Source organism: Siphonobacter sp., from assembly GCF_048595215.1.
Taxonomy (GTDB): Bacteria; Bacteroidota; Bacteroidia; order Cytophagales; family Spirosomataceae; genus Siphonobacter.
Genome location: NZ_JBMDWJ010000109.1, coordinates 1 through 15324, shown reverse-complemented (window position 1 = coordinate 15324; position 15324 = coordinate 1). Strand labels below are relative to the sequence as shown.

Genomic DNA, 15324 nt, shown 5'->3' with positions numbered 1-15324 from the left:
CGTTCTATCCGTACGAGAAAGTCATTCCGTTCATCGTCTTTCCAAGAAAGAATTGAAAAAATACTAGGACATCGTCCGGCGTATTGTTTTTTTAGAGGATTAATTTGAACAGAATGAAGCGTATCGTTTTTGCATGGCTGATCTTGTGGTCGTTTTCTTCCCTGGCCCAGGCCCCAGCTAGTAATGTGAATACGGCCAAGCCCTGGGCGTATTGGTGGTGGATGGGCAGTGCAGTAACAGAAGAGGGCATTCGGAAAAATTTACAGGATTACGCCAAAGCTGGTCTGGGGGGACTGCATATCATTCCCATCTACGGCGTTAAAGGCTATGAGCAGCAATTTCTTCCCTTTCTGAGTCCCGAGTGGAACAAAGCCTTCACCTTCACCCTGCAAGAAGCCCAGAAGTTAGGACTGGGCATTGATTTATCGCTGGGTACGGGCTGGCCCTACGGAGGTCCCTGGGTATCTGCCCGTGATGGAGCTCAGAAATTCAGTATTCAGGGCGATTCCCTGTTGGTATCACCCACGAAGCAGCAGGTCAAACGGGCTGCACCGGGGGGCGAAGGGCTAGTGATGAATCCGTTCGATGAAACGGCCGTACGAAATTACCTGAAGCATTTCGACGCGAATCTGCCCAAAGGCAATACGGTTCGTTCCTTTTACAATGATTCCTACGAAGTGTACGGAGCCAACTGGACGAACGATTTTCTGGCCGAATTCAAACGTCGTCGGGGGTATAATCTCAAACCAGCGGTTCTTACTAAAACGACGAATTTAACGGAAGACGAACGCCGCATCTGGGCCGATTACCATACAACGCTGTCGGAATTACTGCGGGACCGCTTCACTCGCATGTGGACGGGCTGGTCGCAGCAACAGGGCAAAATCACCCGTGATCAGGCCCATGGCTCGCCGGGCAATCTGCTGGATTTGTACGCCCTGACGGATATTCCTGAAACCGAGTATTTTGGCAGTAAACAATATGCCATTCCGAACTACCGCCTCGATCCGGATTATGATTCTACCCGCTACGGCGTGCCGGGCGTACTGACCATGCAATTTGCGTCTTCGGCGGCTCACCTGACGGGCAAGCCGCTCGTATCTTCGGAGACCTCTACCTGGCTGGCGGAGCATTTTCGGGTATCGCTTTCCCAGATCAAGCCCATTGTGGATGAATTGTTTACGGGTGGCGTCAATCACATTTTCTACCATGGCATTCCGTATTCACCTCCGGAAGAAAAATGGCCGGGCTGGCTATTTTACGCGTCCACGAACTACAATCAGCAAAGTCACTTCTGGAAAGACTTACCCGAACTCAACCAGTACATCGAACAGTGTCAGCAACGCTTACAAACGGCTCGTCCGGATGCCAGCGTGTTGCTGTACTTTCCGGTACAGGACATTTGGCACGGCGTAGCGGCAGGCGAAGCTCCCTTTTTATTTGACGTACACGCCAATGCTCGCCGCTGGTTGCACGATACGCCCTTTGGAGCAACCGCTCAGCAGCTTCGCAATCATGGGTATCAGACTGATTTTGTTTCGGATAGTCTCTTACAGGGTTTCTCAGTAAAAGCAGGAAACCTGGTTTCGGCGGCAGGTACAACGTATCCGGTATTGCTGATTCCTAAAACGCAGTATGTCCCGCTGGAAACGTTGAAAAAGATTCAGCAATTGGTACAGCAGGGAGCCAACGTAGTCTTCGCCGAAGCCCCGGGTCGGGTGAGTGGCTATAAGGACTGGAAAAAGCGGCAACAGCAACTAGAGCCTATTCGCAAATCGCTGGCAACGCTGGTAAAGAAAGATTACCCGTCTGAACTCAGGCGTTTGAAGATTCGGCAGGAAACAATGGCCGAGCAGGGGCTTTCCTTCTTACGGAAAACCAATGCGGAAGGAACCTTATACTTCGTAACCAATCTGGGTAATCAGTTTCACCGGGGAACGGTGCGACTTGGCAGTTGGGCTCGCTCGGTACAGGTAACCGATCCTTTGCATAAACGGCAGGGGTACGTACCCGTACAAGCTCAGGCGGATAGTACGTCGGACATTGAACTGGCTCTGGAACCGGGCGAATCGGTATTCCTCCAGACGTACGCGTCCATGCGGAAAGGGGCTCCCTGGCCGGAGTATCCCGCCGTAAAGGATACGCTCAAACTAACCGGAATCTGGCAGATTGACTTTCAGGAAGGACAGCCCGAACTACCCATGCCATTGGCTACGTCGCGACTGGTTTCCTGGACGGAACTGGATCACGCGGAGAGTCAGAATTTTAGTGGAACGGGTCGGTATACACTACGATTCAAACGCCCGGAAAGCTGGAAGACCGATCAACCGATCCTTTTAGATTTAGGCTTGGTACGCGAGACAGCGGACGTTCGGTTAAACGAGGTATCCTTGGGTAAACTCTGGAGTTTACCCTACCGAATCCAGCTTCCGGCCAATGTCTTACAAGAGGAGAATACACTGGAAATTGACGTAACCAATAGCTCAGCCAACCGAATCCGTAAGCTGGATGAGGACAAGTTTCCCTGGCGTAAGTTCTACGATATCAACTTTGTGAGCATTCAATATAAACCGTTTGACGCTTCCAAATGGGAGCCGGAACCTTCGGGGTTGCTAGGACCAGTAGTGTTGTTGAAATGAGGAAATTGGGGGCGAATTAAAATCCGACCATTACAAGATGGTTCGAGCCTGCGGCTCTTGCTGATGGTATTTGGGAACGTACAGAGCCGTAGGCTCGGCTATTTACTAGGGACGGATTTCAATCCGTCCCTAACTATTTACCAAACAAATCATCCGCATCAAATTTTACCGGAAGCAAATCAGCGATGGAATCCATGGCAATAATGCCGCCCTTCGGCTGTAACATCAATAAGCGAATGGGCTGTTTTTGCCGATGCTCATACTCCAACAACGATTGCCGACAGTTACCACAAGGCGATACGGCCTGAAATACGTCGCCCGTGCCGGGACGGGCCAGTACCGCAATGGCTTTAATTTTCTTTTCGGGGTAATTGGCTCCTACGTAAAAGACAGCCGAACGTTCGGCACAGGAACCCGAGGGGAAAGCCGCATTTTCCTGATTACTAGCCGTAAATACAGTACCGTCTTCGAGTAACAAGGCGGCTCCTACGTGAAAATTCGAATAGGGAGCGTAAGATTTATACGTAGCCTGCCGAGCCTGTTCCACCAGTGTTTGTTCATCCAGGGGAAGCTCGGCTTCAGTAGCGTATGAGGTAAGTGGGATCTCTAGTTTCAGCGATTTCATAGATTCTTTTTGTAAGGGAGGGAAGTGTATAACCTTTAAAATGCGGGAAAGGTTTCGATGAGATTAGAATTACAATAGGGGTCTCAGTGGCCGCTGATGTCAGTATTGTAGCGGGTTTGAAAAGAAACAATAGTATGCTTGCATACTATTGTTTCTTTTTTCATCTTTACCTTATAAACCTATTTAATACCTACTGCTATGATTGCTGCCAAATCGACCCTGAAGGGAGGCGAGTTTCTCATTGCCGATACCCCCGCTGAACGTGTATTCATTCCCGAAGAGTTAAGCGAAGAACAACGCATGGTAGCCGCTACCTGCGAAGAATTTCTGAATCGGGAAGTAATGCCGCGTCTGAAAGAACTGGACGAAGCCAAAAGCTACCAACCCATGGTGGACCTTTTGAATAAAGCAGGCGAATTGGGATTACTAGCCACCTCGATTCCTGAAACCTACGGCGGTTTTGGGATGAACTTCAATACCTCCATGCTGGTAACGGACAAGATCGGAGCTTCGGGCGGTTTCGCTGTAGCTCTCTCAGCTCATACCGGCATCGGCACGCTACCGATTCTGTACTACGGGAACGAAGAACAAAAGGCCAAATACCTGCCCAAACTGGCCACGGGCGAGTGGAAAGCCGCCTACTGTCTGACCGAACCCGATAGCGGATCGGACGCCAATTCGGCTAAAACAAAAGCCACCTTAGCTCCCGACGGTACCCATTATCTGCTGAATGGTCAGAAAATGTGGATTACCAACGGCGGTTTCGCGGATATATTCATTGTTTTTGCTAAAATCGATCAGGACAAAAACCTGACAGCCTTTATCGTAGAAAAGGATTTTGGCGGCATCACCATGAACGAACCCGAGCACAAACTCGGAATCAAGTCGTCGGATACCCGGCAGATTTTCTTCAACGATACGCCCGTTCCTCTCGAAAACCAGTTGTATACGCGAGAGGGGGGCTTTAAGATTGCCGTTAATATTCTTAACATTGGACGAATCAAGCTCTCTGCCGCCTGCGTGGGCGGAGCAAAATCAGTATTGGCTCAAGCTGTAACTTACGCTCAAGAGCGACGACAGTTCAATACGGCGATTGCTAACTTCGGTGCCATTCAGTACAAGGTAGGTGAAATGGCTTTGAAGTTATTTGCGGCGGAGTCGGCAACCTACCGGGCGGGTCAGAACATCGACGACGCCATCGAAAGCCTGATCGCTGGTGGTATGCCGGAGTCCGAAGCCAAACTCAAAGGGGTGGAGCAATTCGCCATCGAATGTGCCATTTTAAAAGTGCACGGCTCGGAAGTGCTGGATTATGTGGTGGATGAAGGCGTACAGATCTACGGGGGTATGGGTTACTCAGCGGATGCTCCCATGGAACGGGCGTATCGCGACAGCCGTATCAACCGTATTTTCGAGGGTACCAACGAAATCAATCGATTACTGACGGTCGATATGATTCTAAAGCGGGCGATGAAAGGGCAACTTGATATTATGGCTCCGGCCATGGCCGTGGGTAAGGAAATCATGAGTATCCCGGACTTTGGTACGGATGAAGAAGAAGGCTTGTTTATCAAGGAAAAGAAAGTACTGAAGAACTTGAAAAAAGCCATCTTACTAGCGGCAGGAGCGGCCGTACAGAAATTCATGATGGCCCTCGATAAGGAACAGGAAATCATCATGAATCTGGCGGACATGCTCATTGAGGTATACGCCGCCGAATCGGCCCTGTTGCGGGTAGAAAAATTGATTGGTATGCGGGGCGAAGCCGCCGTATCGGTGCACCGGGACGCCGCTCTGGTATACCTACACGAAGCCGTAGAGAAAGTAGCCTGGGCGGGTCGTCAGGCAATTACGAGTTTTGCCGAAGGCGACGAACTCAATGTGATGCTGATGGGCCTGAAACGATTCACCAAGATTGACCCGATCAATCTGAAGGACGCCCGTCGCCGGGTAGCTCAGGCGACTCTGGAAGCCAATGGGTATCCGTTCAATTAACGGCTCTGATGATTCGAAGCAAAAGAGGCAGCCTGTTTCCGGGCTGCCTCTTTTTATACCGCATGGCTAAGGACTTCATCAAAACGAATGGCAAAGTGCGATTCATGGTAAACGCACTGTCCATCGCGAATCAGCAGTACCTGTGGGGACTCGTGTTCCACATCAAATTCCTGGGCGATGGCATTGGATAGCGGACGGTACCGCAGTAAATCCAAGTAATAGGCCGAAATGCCTTGGGTGTCATCCCACTGCCGTTCGAGACGAGCCTTCGCCGTGGAACTAATGGAGCAGGTAGTGCTATGTTTGTAAATCAATACGGGATGTTCGAAGGATTCCTTTTTAATCGCTTCCAACTGTTCCGCATCCGTTAGTGGTTGCCAGTTCATAATGGTTGTATTGCTTTAATGGATTAATAACCCTGAAAAACGTTTTTTAAGTTCTATTTTTGGTGCGTAAAAGTATCATTCCAGACGTTTTGTATCGCTTTCTATACCAACTTTCGATTTTTTTCATGCAGCTGGGCTTCCGTTTGGCTGCATTTTTTCACCCCAAAGCCCGCTTGTGGGTGGAGGGGCGGCAACGCCTGTGGATGCAACTGGAAAACTACCAAGCTGTACCGCGTACGGCCTGGTTTCACTGTGCATCCGTGGGAGAATTTGAACAGGCCCGCCCCGTACTCGAAGCCTTTCGGAAGGAAAATCCAGATTGGAAGATTGTATTGACCTTTTTTTCTCCTTCGGGTTACGAACTGCGAAAGAACTATGAGCAGGCCGACTGGGTAGATTACTTGCCGTTGGATACACCCAGACAAGCCCGACGGTTTGTGGAGGCCATCCAGCCGGAAATGGCGTTTTGGGTAAAGTACGAATTCTGGTATTACCATTTGACTGAACTTAAAAAGCGGAACATTCCCGTGGTAATTTTCTCGGCGATTTTTCGACCGGAGCAGACATTTTTTAAATCATATGGTGGTTTTTACCGCGAAATACTACATTGTTTTTCGCACCTGTTTGTCCAGAATCAGGAATCCGTGGAACTGCTTAACCGTATTGGTATTACGAACGTAAGTCGGGCGGGGGATACGCGGTTTGACCGGGTGATTGAAATTGCCCAGCAGGCCAAACGTTTTCCAATCGTCGAGCAGTTTTCTGGAGCCAATCGCGTGTTCATGGGCGGATCGATCTGGCCAGAAGATTGGAATGTAATCCGTACCTATATACAGACAAAAGGTACCGCAACGAAGCTTAAGTGGATTCTGGCTCCGCACGAAATTGACATCCAGCAAATCGAACGCTGGGCTACGGAAGTACCGCTTCGTTCCATCCGGTATTCACAGGCAACCGAAGAGAGTATAGCCAGTGCCGACATGCTCTGGATCGATAATGTGGGAATGCTGGCAAGCCTGTATCGGTACGGGCAATTTGCTTTTATCGGGGGGGCTTACAAAGGTGGACTGCATAATATCGTCGAGGCGGCCGTATGGGGTATGCCTGTTTTTTTCGGGAATAAGAAATACCGCAAATTCCAGGAAGCTCACGATTTGCTGGCTTTGGGTTCAGCCCACGCCGTAGCCGATGGTACGGAATTTAGTCAGGTATTGGACGGATTGCTACAGTCGCCGGAAACGTACCAGCGGGAAGCCGAAACGAGTCGGAACTATGTGTATACGAATCAGGGGGCAACGCAACAAATCATGGATTGGGTACGAAACCGGCGATGAGCGATACCGAACAAGACCTTAGAAAAGACGAAAGTCTACGAAACACGACATGTCACAACAAGGATTAGTCATACGATCGACGGGTTCCTGGTACGATGTCCGGGATGAGGAAGGACACATCTGGCAGGCTCGTTTGAAAGGAAAATTTAAAATTAAAGGGCTGAAAACGTCTAATCCACTGGCCGTGGGTGACCGCGTGACGATGGACATAGAAAACGAAAACGAAAACACAGCCATCATTACGCACATCGAAGACCGGGAAAATTACATTGCCCGAGCTTCAGTACACAAGACCAGTCAGGCCCATTTGCTGGCGGCGAATCTCGATCAGGCCGTACTCATTGTTACGCTTGATTTTCCGCGTACGTCGCTGGGCTTCATTGACCGCTTCCTGGTCTCGGCAGAATCATTCCGGATTCCCGTAGTCATTGTTTTTAACAAACAGGACATTTTCGATGAAGAAGGGCGGGAGCAACACCAGCCCATTATGGATATGTACGCGGAGTTAGGTTACGGCACCCTGCGAACTTCGGCTCTGACGGGCGAGGGAATGGATGAACTGCGGGCCTCTTTAAAAGGGAAAGTATCGCTCGTATCCGGGCATTCGGGTGTGGGTAAGTCGACGCTGGTCAATACCATTGCTCCTGATCTGGATTTGCGAACCAGCGAAGTGTCTACTTTTGCCAACAAAGGGGTGCATACCACCACATTCGCGGAAATGTTTGAACTCGAACCGGGTACCTTTATTATTGATACCCCGGGCATTAAGGAGTTAGGATTGATTGATATGGAACCTGCCGAAATCAGTCATTATTTTCCCGAAATGCGAGAGCTGCTGAACGAATGCCGGTACCACAATTGTCTCCACCTGAATGAACCCGCCTGTGCCGTACGCGATGCGGTAGAGGAGGGGACCATTGCCATGAGTCGCTATCACAGTTACCTGGGTATGTTGCAGGGGGACGATAATCGACGGTAGAAACTTGGTTGTTAGTTTGTAGTTGTTTGTTATTAAGGCAATTTGAACGTATTCCAAAGCTTCAGCAGTTTCAACTTTTACCCATTACAGAAAGCATCCCCGTTATCAATCACGGAATATAGAAAACCATACACTGAAAACCAATTGTCATGCAGCCTTCTACACCCAATCCAATGACCCGTTTTTTCGGGGCGTTTTTTACCATTTTAGGCACTTTCATTATCCTTTTTGCCTGCGTAGCGTTTCTGAATGATGGCAAACCCACGTTGGGTTGGAAAATCACCCAATGGGAGTCCGTGGTGCCTTTTCTGGTCGGAACCGTCTTCCTGATTACGGGTGTGAACATGATGCGAAATTAACGGATCGGGCATTTTCAGAAATAGTTGACGAATTGACATCCGTTCAGGAATGGTGTCTTAAAAAAGTTTAACGCTTTGCGGAACAATCTTTTCAAGTATTGTATTGGAATTATGCAACGTAAATGCGTTACTTTTGCTTATTCTATCCGATAAATTCAATTTCTGAATACCAATATGAAGCTTCATCCCGTCGACGTAGTCGAGAATATTTCCGGCGAAGCCTTTCGCGAAAATTACCTGAAGCCCCATCGCCCTGTTATTTTAAAAGGGGTTGCCGATAAATGGCCCGCTTTTGAAAAGTGGCGTCTGGATTACTTCAAGACTTTAGCGGGTAACATCGAAGTGCCCCTGTACGATAATTCCAAACCCACGCCGAACTCCAAGCTCAACCAGCCGGACAAGGTGATGAAGTTTGGCGAGTATCTGGATCTGATTGCATCCGGGCCCGTTGATTTACGGATGTTTCTCTTCAACATCTTCGATCACATCCCCGATCTGTGTAATGATTTCAGTTTCCCCGAGCACCTGATGAAGGGCTTCCTGAAGAAATATCCGATGATGTTTTTCGGTGGAGCGGGCTCAATTGTATATCTGCACTACGATATGGATTTATCGAACGTATTCCTGACGCAGTTTCACGGCAAAAAACGCGTGATTCTCTTTGATCAGAAATACTCGAAGCACCTATATCGCATGCCATACGGAATTCTGAGCTACGTGGATCCTGAGAATCCGGATTACGAAAAGCATCCGGCCATGCAGTATCTGGAAGGATACGACTGCGTGATGGAACACGGCGATATGTTATACATTCCTTCGGGCGTTTGGCACTACATGAACTACCTGGAAGGTGGATACGCACTGGCGGTACGGGCTTTCGATCCGTCAATTTCCACGCGGGCGGAAGGTATCTTCAATATCACGGCGATGCGTACCTTCGACGATTTAATGAAGAAAAACTTTGGCAAACGCTGGTGGAATTACAAGAGCCGCAAAGCCGAAGAATACGCCAATGAAGTGGTTATTTCCAAAGGCGGCAAAGGTCGTATTCTGGAAACTGTATAATCTTAGTTTAATAGTCGAGTACGCAAGCAAGCCGATGATTCATAGATCATCGGCTTGCTTGTTTTGTTATAAGATCGTTTACTTGAGTCGCCTTGCCTTAATCAGACCGGGTTTCGTCCTTCTTACTAGCTGTTCGGTAGCCCGTGAGCCTTCCAGGCTGGACCTCTCCGTAACTGCCTAGCTTAGCTCAAGGCCACCACATTCCCCGCGAGACAGGTTACTCCGTTGCTCACGGGCGGGAGAGGTTTTCATATTCTGGCATTTATTAGTTGTTGGTTAATGGTTCACAGTTGTTAACTAAAGTCGAATACCTTCATGGACGACATAAACCTAGGCCCCGTCCTATCGCGAAAAGCCGCCTACTTCATCCGCAATGCGGTGGCCCATAGCAGGATGAAGTCAGCGGTGTTCGCGATAGGGACTAAAAGACCAGCCGTCTCAATGGGACGAGATGCCTACTTAGTAAACTAGTGGATAAAATAACCGATCATTTAAGTAAAACAAACCATCATTTCCTTATCGCTTCAATAAACCCAACCCCACACTACAATTCAGGCATTTTCTGGGTTGACAGTAGTTTTGCAGCCATTCCAGGGCTCCTTGCGAGTCGGCGGCGTTCTGGCATTTTAGATCGTATGATTTCCAGGTTTTGGTAATCGCATTCTGCTCGGCTGGAAGCTGTTCCAGGAGTTCGATGGCCCGATCGGTGTAACGGGCTTCGTCTTTGTGATGGCCGTAGGCGACCAGTAGCGGTACCACGGCATTAATCAAAATCCGATGGGCCGTTTCCTGTCCCAGCTGGGTAACGCCGTGTTCCGTGGGTTTGTGAAACGTGTAATGCTGTTGCCAGTATTCCGAAGGGCTAACCTGTAACTTTTTTATAATCTCGGTAGCCGCTTCCTCATGAATAAAAAAGGAAAAAAGCGACAGCAGCTGCGTGACGATTGGAGCGAGCTGGGCGATCCGTACCGTCGGAAAACTGGCCGGACGTAGCCGCAGAAACTTCCAGACCTGCGTGGGCAAAGGCTGTAATTCGTACTTCTTGAGAAGAAAATCGGCCTCTTTCTGAATTTGTAAGGTATACGCGTCCTGTGGGGTAGTGGGGATCAGTCCCGAACAGCCAAACAACAAGGCCTCAACCTGAAAGGGTTGACTGCGGTGCTTTTGCAAAAGCCGGAGGGGAACCGTACGGGCGAGCCATTCCAGCGGCTCGGCATTGAGCGGTGAACCCAGCGACCGGGCCAAGATTTGCCAGGTCGTTTCTTCCCAGTTACTTTGGGACTGTTCCCATAGCTGCCTTACCTTTTCGGCTTTTGTTGACAACCGCTGAATGAGTGTGCGGTCGAGCATGGATCGTTTGTGCAGTTCAAAAGCCGTTAAAAACTGGTTCGAACAGGCCAGGGCTTCCTGCGAAAGAACCAGCGTTTGATACCGATCAAGCCAGGCCGGGTCCGTGCGGTTTTGTAAACACAGGGTAGGCACTTCTGTACCATCGGTTCGGTATACGGGAGCATCGTGGATCCAGACTACGTGTAAAATGACATTTTCGTAAGCAGCATCCGTTTCGTGCGTGTGGCGAAACCAGTCGGAAGAACGCGTGTGAATTTCAACGGTACCGACCCACTCCAACGTACTGATGCGAATACGGGCCTGCTGAAAATCCGGTCCGGCATCCTGATGAGCTTTTCCTGGACTAATCACCTGTACCGAATCGCCCGTCTCGGTTTGCAAAGCAGTCGCGTCAAATTGCTGGAACTTCCACAAATAATGAATAAAATCTTCCGTCATAGCCAATCAACAGGATTTGACGTAAAGTAGGAGGACTGTTGGTGAAGATGCCGAACCGGATACTAAGTAGTGCTACTACGTTTAGTTTCCACCCAAAATCTGAACCGCTGTAAGGGGCAACGCAGCAGAGAAAGTCTATTTTTAGGGAATTGATTGATTCCCTAAAAACGAATTCACATGTACACCCCTGAATTCGGACCATGCTTGTATGAAACCTTATTTGCTCCTTTTCCTGCTGAGTTCATTACTGAGCACCGCCCAAGTAGTACCCCGTAATCTTCTTCAGAAAAACTATCCACTCGAAACGGTACAGCACCTACTCATCCCGCTGGATCAGTGGACGCCGTATCCGAAAACGCCCGAAGCCTGGCAAAAAGCAATTACCGACAGTGTACGGAGCGGTCTGATTCAACGGGGAGAAGTGGCCGTGGCAAAACCGCTGTTGCCCCTAACTGCCACGCTGACGCTGGAGTACGTCCGAACTGCCAACCGTACCCATTATGAGGAAATCACCTTTAATCGCCGGCACGATCTGCTGGACCTGACAATGGCGGAAGCCGTGGAAGGAAAAGATCGTTTTACGGATGCCATCGTAAACATGGTCTGGGCTATTTGCGAGGAAAGCTACTGGGGCATTCCGGCTCACATTGGTACGCAAAAGGCCGGCAGTGGGCTGCCCGACGTAGAGGAGCGAACAGTCGATCTGTTTGCTGCCGAAACGGCCGCCGTACTCGCTCTGACGGATTACCTGGTTGGCGGCCAGCTGGATAAAGTATCGCCCTTGATTCGTAAACGCATCTACCACGAGACCAACATTCGTCTGTTCGAACCCATTCAGGTACCCAATCGCTACGGGTATTTGCGAAAGGATGTAAAGGCGAACAACTGGAATTCCTGGATTATGTCGAACTGGATGACGGCTACCCTGTTTCTGGAACGCAACGAACAACGCCGGGCTCAGATGCTGCACGCCGCCATGTCGGGACTGGATTTATACCTGAACGGATTGGGTGAAGACGGCGGTACCGACGAAGGACCCATGTACTGGTTTGCCGCCGGGGGCTGCGTCTTCGATGCACTAGAAACGCTAGAAAGTGCGTCGGGCGGTAAAATCAACATCTATGAGCAACCGATCATTCGGAATATGGCTTCCTATGTTTATAAAATGCACATTGCTAATGCCTACTTCGTCGATTTCGCCGATGCCGATCCGATGTTACGGCCCGATGGTCTGATGCTGTACCGATTTGGAGAAAAAATCAAGGATGATACGCTGAAGCAGTTTGGGGCCTGGGGCTTCCGTACGTTCGGAATCACGCGGGTCATCAACAGTTTTCAGCGGCAACGGCAGGTCTGGAATGTGTTGACGGTGAAAGCAATACAGGAAATTCCTAACGCTCCGTTTACGAACGTTCCTGAAGTCTGGTTTCCGGATGTGCAGGTGATGGCAGCTCGTTCCAAAACGCTCTTTGTAGCGACCCACGCGGGACACAATGCCGAAAGCCATAACCACAACGACGTCGGAGATTTCATTGTGTACGCTAAAGGCGAGCCCGTCATCATTGATGCCGGACGCGGTACTTATACGGCCAATACCTTCTCAGGACGTCGGTACAAGCTTTGGTTTACGCAGTCCCAGTACCACAATTTGCCCATCATCAATGGATACGGACAAAAAGACGGTCTGGCCTACACGGCTAAAAATGTAGCGTACCGAAAAAACGAGGCTTCCCTGAAAATGGATCTGGCGGCGGCGTACCCCAAAGAAGCAGGCTTGCGAAACTGGTGGCGAACGGTACAGCTCAATCGGAAAAAGGAAACCGTAGAAATTCGCGAAGAATATCAGCTCGAAAAAACACCCGAAAATCTAACGCAGGTATTCCTGACGCTCAGTAAGGTCCAAACCGAAACACCCGGTACGGTAACGTTTGAAGGACCAAATCATCCTTCGGTCAAACTCAGTTACGACGCCAAACGCTGGAAAGTTCGTACGGAACCCGTATCCCTCGGTACGCCGGACGACGAAGCGTTTAAGACCAGCTGGGGGACCGGAAAGACCATTCAACGCGTATTGTTGGAACAAATAACACCTGTTTCCAAGGGCAAACATAGTTTCGTTTTCTCCCTCGTTAACTAAGAAGGAGCCAGTACTTTTCCATAAATCTTTTATTACTTAGACTAAGTAAAAATAAAGATAATGCTTTAGTTTTGTCTCGCTGCGTATCACGTATACCTAATAACGGCGAGATGAAACTAAAGAAATGGATCGGTAAAGGACACTTGTACCTGGGGCTAGCCTCGGGTTTGATTGTATTTGTCCTGAGCGTTACGGGTTGTGTTCTGGCTTTCGAGCAGGAAATCAAAAACCTCACGCAACCCTACCGATTCACCGAAACTCCGGCCCACGCCGAGCTGTTGCCCCCTTCCGTATTGCGTCAGAAAGCTGAGCAGGCTCTACCCGGCAAAGCAGCCGATGGCGTTTTGTACGGTGTGCCGGGTCGCAGTGCCGAAGTGGGCTTCTATAATTTTGACCCGGAATATTACTACGTCGTTTACCTGAATCCTTATACGGGTGAAGTACTGCACGTCTGGAACGAAAACGATGACTTTTTTCACTTCATTCTGCACGGACATTATTACCTCTGGTTACCCGAAAAAATTGGTCAGCCGATTGCCGCTACGGGAACCGCTATTTTCCTGGTGTTGCTCGTCAGTGGACTGGTCCTCTGGTGGCCGAAAAACAAAAGTGCGGCCAAACAGCGGTTCAGTATCAAATGGGATGCGGCCTGGCGGCGGAAAAACTACGATTTACACAACGTATTGGGTTTCTATATCCTGACCATCGGTATGGTATTCGCCATTACGGGTTTGGTGTGGGGATTTGAGTGGTTCTCGAACTCACTATACTGGGCTACGGGGGGAAAGGGATCGCCTGCCTACGTCATTCCTCCTTCGGATACGACAGCGATCCAGACCGCTGCTACGCCCATGCAGATTGTTGATCGTAGCTGGCGGAATCTGATGCAGAAACATCCCGATCAACAGGGGATCAATATTTCGTTTCCGGAGGGCAACGCGACGTCTATTTTCTCGTACGTCAACTTCCGGAATGGCACGTATTACAAAGTCGATTACCACTACTACGATCAGCATACGGGAAAGGAAATTCAGCATACCGGGCCGTATAGCGGCAATTATGCGGATGCTAATCTGGCCAATACCCTTCGCCGGATGAATTATGACCTGCACGTAGGGGCCATCTGGGGTTTACCCGGAAAAATGCTGATGTTCTTTGCGAGTCTGATTTGTGCCACCTTACCCATCACCGGAACGCTGATCTGGTGGGGCCGTCGCAAAAAAGCTCAACATCCGCATACGATGGCCACGCCCAAAGAACGTAGTAAAAACGTACGGCGTCCCGTCGTCGTGCGTAGCAAAGTAGTACGCGAATAAGTACTGGGTAGAGGGGAATGCGGTTATCCCATTTTATCATCTAAGCCTTGCAGGTTACTGATCCAACATCAGTAACCTTTATTTTTTGGGGTTCTACAGATGAGTTTGTGAGTACTGGTGCCGGTTTCCAAACCTGTACCTATCATCTGGCAGTTTCCAACTGCCTTCAATAGATAATCGTTACCCCGTATGAAATGTGAGTAACCACATTTCATACCCAACAAAATTTCGCAACAATTCTATCAAGGGCTGTTTTATTTTGACTAAGTCTTAATAAATTTGAAAAACTAAGTTTAGTGAAGGCTTTTGCCAACGATTCAGTCTTTTCTTCCCTCGTCATTCTTCCGATTAGCCATTGATTATGACTAAAAAATACACGTTCCGGAAACTGATTCATGTCATGCACCTGTGGGTAGGGTTACCCTGTACCTTCGTTTTGTTTGTCATGTGCCTGACGGGTACGATGTACGTATTCAATCGCGAAATCACGCAGTGGGTGGATCAGGAAAAGTTTCACGTTGAGGTTCCGGCTCAAGGTAAAGTACTCCCCCTGACTCAACTCATGGCGGCGGTACAGCGGGAGAACAAAGAACTGCGAATTTCCGGTATACAGGTTCCCGAGCGGGCCGACGAAGCCTGGACCTTCAGCCTCTTGAAAAAAGCCAAACCGGAAGTGAAGCAGGAAACGAAGGGAGCTGAGA

General features: G+C 49.4%; 12 protein-coding genes. 9 read left to right on the top strand and 3 right to left on the bottom strand.

From position 1 onward, the window contains the following. The first annotated feature begins 113 nt into the window (after positions 1-113). Positions 114-2639, top strand: coding sequence for a glycosyl hydrolase (locus tag ACOJTG_RS06450; protein ID WP_420153056.1), 2526 nt, complete (start codon positions 114-116; stop codon positions 2637-2639). Between the two features lie 133 nt (positions 2640-2772). Here ACOJTG_RS06450 and cdd read toward each other — a convergent pair whose 3' ends face one another. Continuing rightward, complete coding sequence (gene cdd, locus ACOJTG_RS06445) at positions 2773-3264, bottom strand: cytidine deaminase (RefSeq protein WP_420153055.1); 492 nt, start codon at positions 3262-3264, stop codon at positions 2773-2775. Positions 3265-3462: 198 nt separating this feature from the next. Here cdd and ACOJTG_RS06440 point away from each other — a divergent pair, with 198 nt between their 5' ends. Further along, a complete protein-coding gene (locus ACOJTG_RS06440; RefSeq protein WP_420153054.1) occupies positions 3463-5259 on the top strand; it encodes an acyl-CoA dehydrogenase family protein in 1797 nt (598 codons plus the stop codon). Positions 5260-5312: 53 nt separating this feature from the next. Here the strand turns inward: ACOJTG_RS06440 and ytxJ are convergent, their stop codons facing one another. Continuing rightward, a complete protein-coding gene (gene ytxJ / locus ACOJTG_RS06435) occupies positions 5313-5645 on the bottom strand; it encodes a bacillithiol system redox-active protein YtxJ (protein WP_102200921.1) in 333 nt (110 codons plus the stop codon). A gap of 125 nt (positions 5646-5770) precedes the next feature. On the opposite strand from ytxJ, the gene ACOJTG_RS06430 reads away from it, so the two are divergent. The 4 genes from ACOJTG_RS06430 to ACOJTG_RS06415 all read left to right on the top strand — a co-directional run bounded on the left by ACOJTG_RS06430 (position 5771) and on the right by ACOJTG_RS06415 (position 9382). Further along, complete coding sequence (locus ACOJTG_RS06430; protein WP_420153053.1) at positions 5771-6979, top strand: 3-deoxy-D-manno-octulosonic acid transferase; 1209 nt, start codon at positions 5771-5773, stop codon at positions 6977-6979. A gap of 49 nt (positions 6980-7028) precedes the next feature. Then, on the top strand, positions 7029-7958 hold the full coding sequence (gene rsgA, locus ACOJTG_RS06425) for a ribosome small subunit-dependent GTPase A (RefSeq protein ID WP_420153052.1): 930 nt from the start codon (positions 7029-7031) through the stop codon (positions 7956-7958). 149 nt (positions 7959-8107) lie between these two features. Beyond that, entirely contained in the window at positions 8108-8317 is a 210-nt protein-coding gene (locus ACOJTG_RS06420) for a hypothetical protein (protein WP_243406329.1), read from the top strand. 174 nt (positions 8318-8491) lie between these two features. Beyond that, positions 8492-9382, top strand: a complete 891-nt coding sequence (locus ACOJTG_RS06415) for a cupin-like domain-containing protein (protein WP_104710247.1) — start codon at positions 8492-8494, stop codon at positions 9380-9382. A gap of 516 nt (positions 9383-9898) precedes the next feature. Here the strand turns inward: ACOJTG_RS06415 and ACOJTG_RS06410 are convergent. Then, positions 9899-11170, bottom strand: coding sequence for a DUF2851 family protein (locus tag ACOJTG_RS06410; protein WP_420153051.1), 1272 nt, complete (start codon positions 11168-11170; stop codon positions 9899-9901). Between the two features lie 208 nt (positions 11171-11378). On the opposite strand from ACOJTG_RS06410, the gene ACOJTG_RS06405 reads away from it, so the two are divergent. From ACOJTG_RS06405 to ACOJTG_RS06395, 3 genes are all read left to right on the top strand, one after another. Then, positions 11379-13307: a heparinase II/III domain-containing protein gene (locus ACOJTG_RS06405; RefSeq protein ID WP_420153050.1), complete on the top strand. Its 1929-nt coding sequence runs from the start codon at positions 11379-11381 to the stop codon at positions 13305-13307. 110 nt (positions 13308-13417) lie between these two features. Beyond that, positions 13418-14623, top strand: a complete 1206-nt coding sequence (locus tag ACOJTG_RS06400; protein ID WP_420153049.1) for a PepSY-associated TM helix domain-containing protein — start codon at positions 13418-13420, stop codon at positions 14621-14623. A gap of 361 nt (positions 14624-14984) precedes the next feature. Then, positions 14985-15324, top strand: a 340-nt coding sequence (locus tag ACOJTG_RS06395; protein WP_420153048.1) for a PepSY domain-containing protein, incomplete at its 3' end; no start/stop codon positions are given.

Excerpts from the sequence above, each read along its gene's own strand:
- ACOJTG_RS06450 (WP_420153056.1), top strand. The coding sequence starts at position 114 with ATGAAGCGTATCGTTTTTGCATGGCTGATCTTGTGGTCGTTTTCTTCC.
- cdd (WP_420153055.1), bottom strand. The coding sequence starts at position 3,264 with ATGAAATCGCTGAAACTAGAGATCCCACTTACCTCATACGCTACTGAA.
- ACOJTG_RS06440 (WP_420153054.1), top strand. The coding sequence starts at position 3,463 with ATGATTGCTGCCAAATCGACCCTGAAGGGAGGCGAGTTTCTCATTGCC.
- ytxJ (WP_102200921.1), bottom strand. The coding sequence starts at position 5,645 with ATGAACTGGCAACCACTAACGGATGCGGAACAGTTGGAAGCGATTAAA.
- ACOJTG_RS06430 (WP_420153053.1), top strand. The coding sequence starts at position 5,771 with ATGCAGCTGGGCTTCCGTTTGGCTGCATTTTTTCACCCCAAAGCCCGC.
- rsgA (WP_420153052.1), top strand. The coding sequence starts at position 7,029 with ATGTCACAACAAGGATTAGTCATACGATCGACGGGTTCCTGGTACGAT.
- ACOJTG_RS06420 (WP_243406329.1), top strand. The coding sequence starts at position 8,108 with ATGCAGCCTTCTACACCCAATCCAATGACCCGTTTTTTCGGGGCGTTT.
- ACOJTG_RS06415 (WP_104710247.1), top strand. The coding sequence starts at position 8,492 with ATGAAGCTTCATCCCGTCGACGTAGTCGAGAATATTTCCGGCGAAGCC.
- ACOJTG_RS06410 (WP_420153051.1), bottom strand. The coding sequence starts at position 11,170 with ATGACGGAAGATTTTATTCATTATTTGTGGAAGTTCCAGCAATTTGAC.
- ACOJTG_RS06405 (WP_420153050.1), top strand. The coding sequence starts at position 11,379 with ATGAAACCTTATTTGCTCCTTTTCCTGCTGAGTTCATTACTGAGCACC.
- ACOJTG_RS06400 (WP_420153049.1), top strand. The coding sequence starts at position 13,418 with ATGAAACTAAAGAAATGGATCGGTAAAGGACACTTGTACCTGGGGCTA.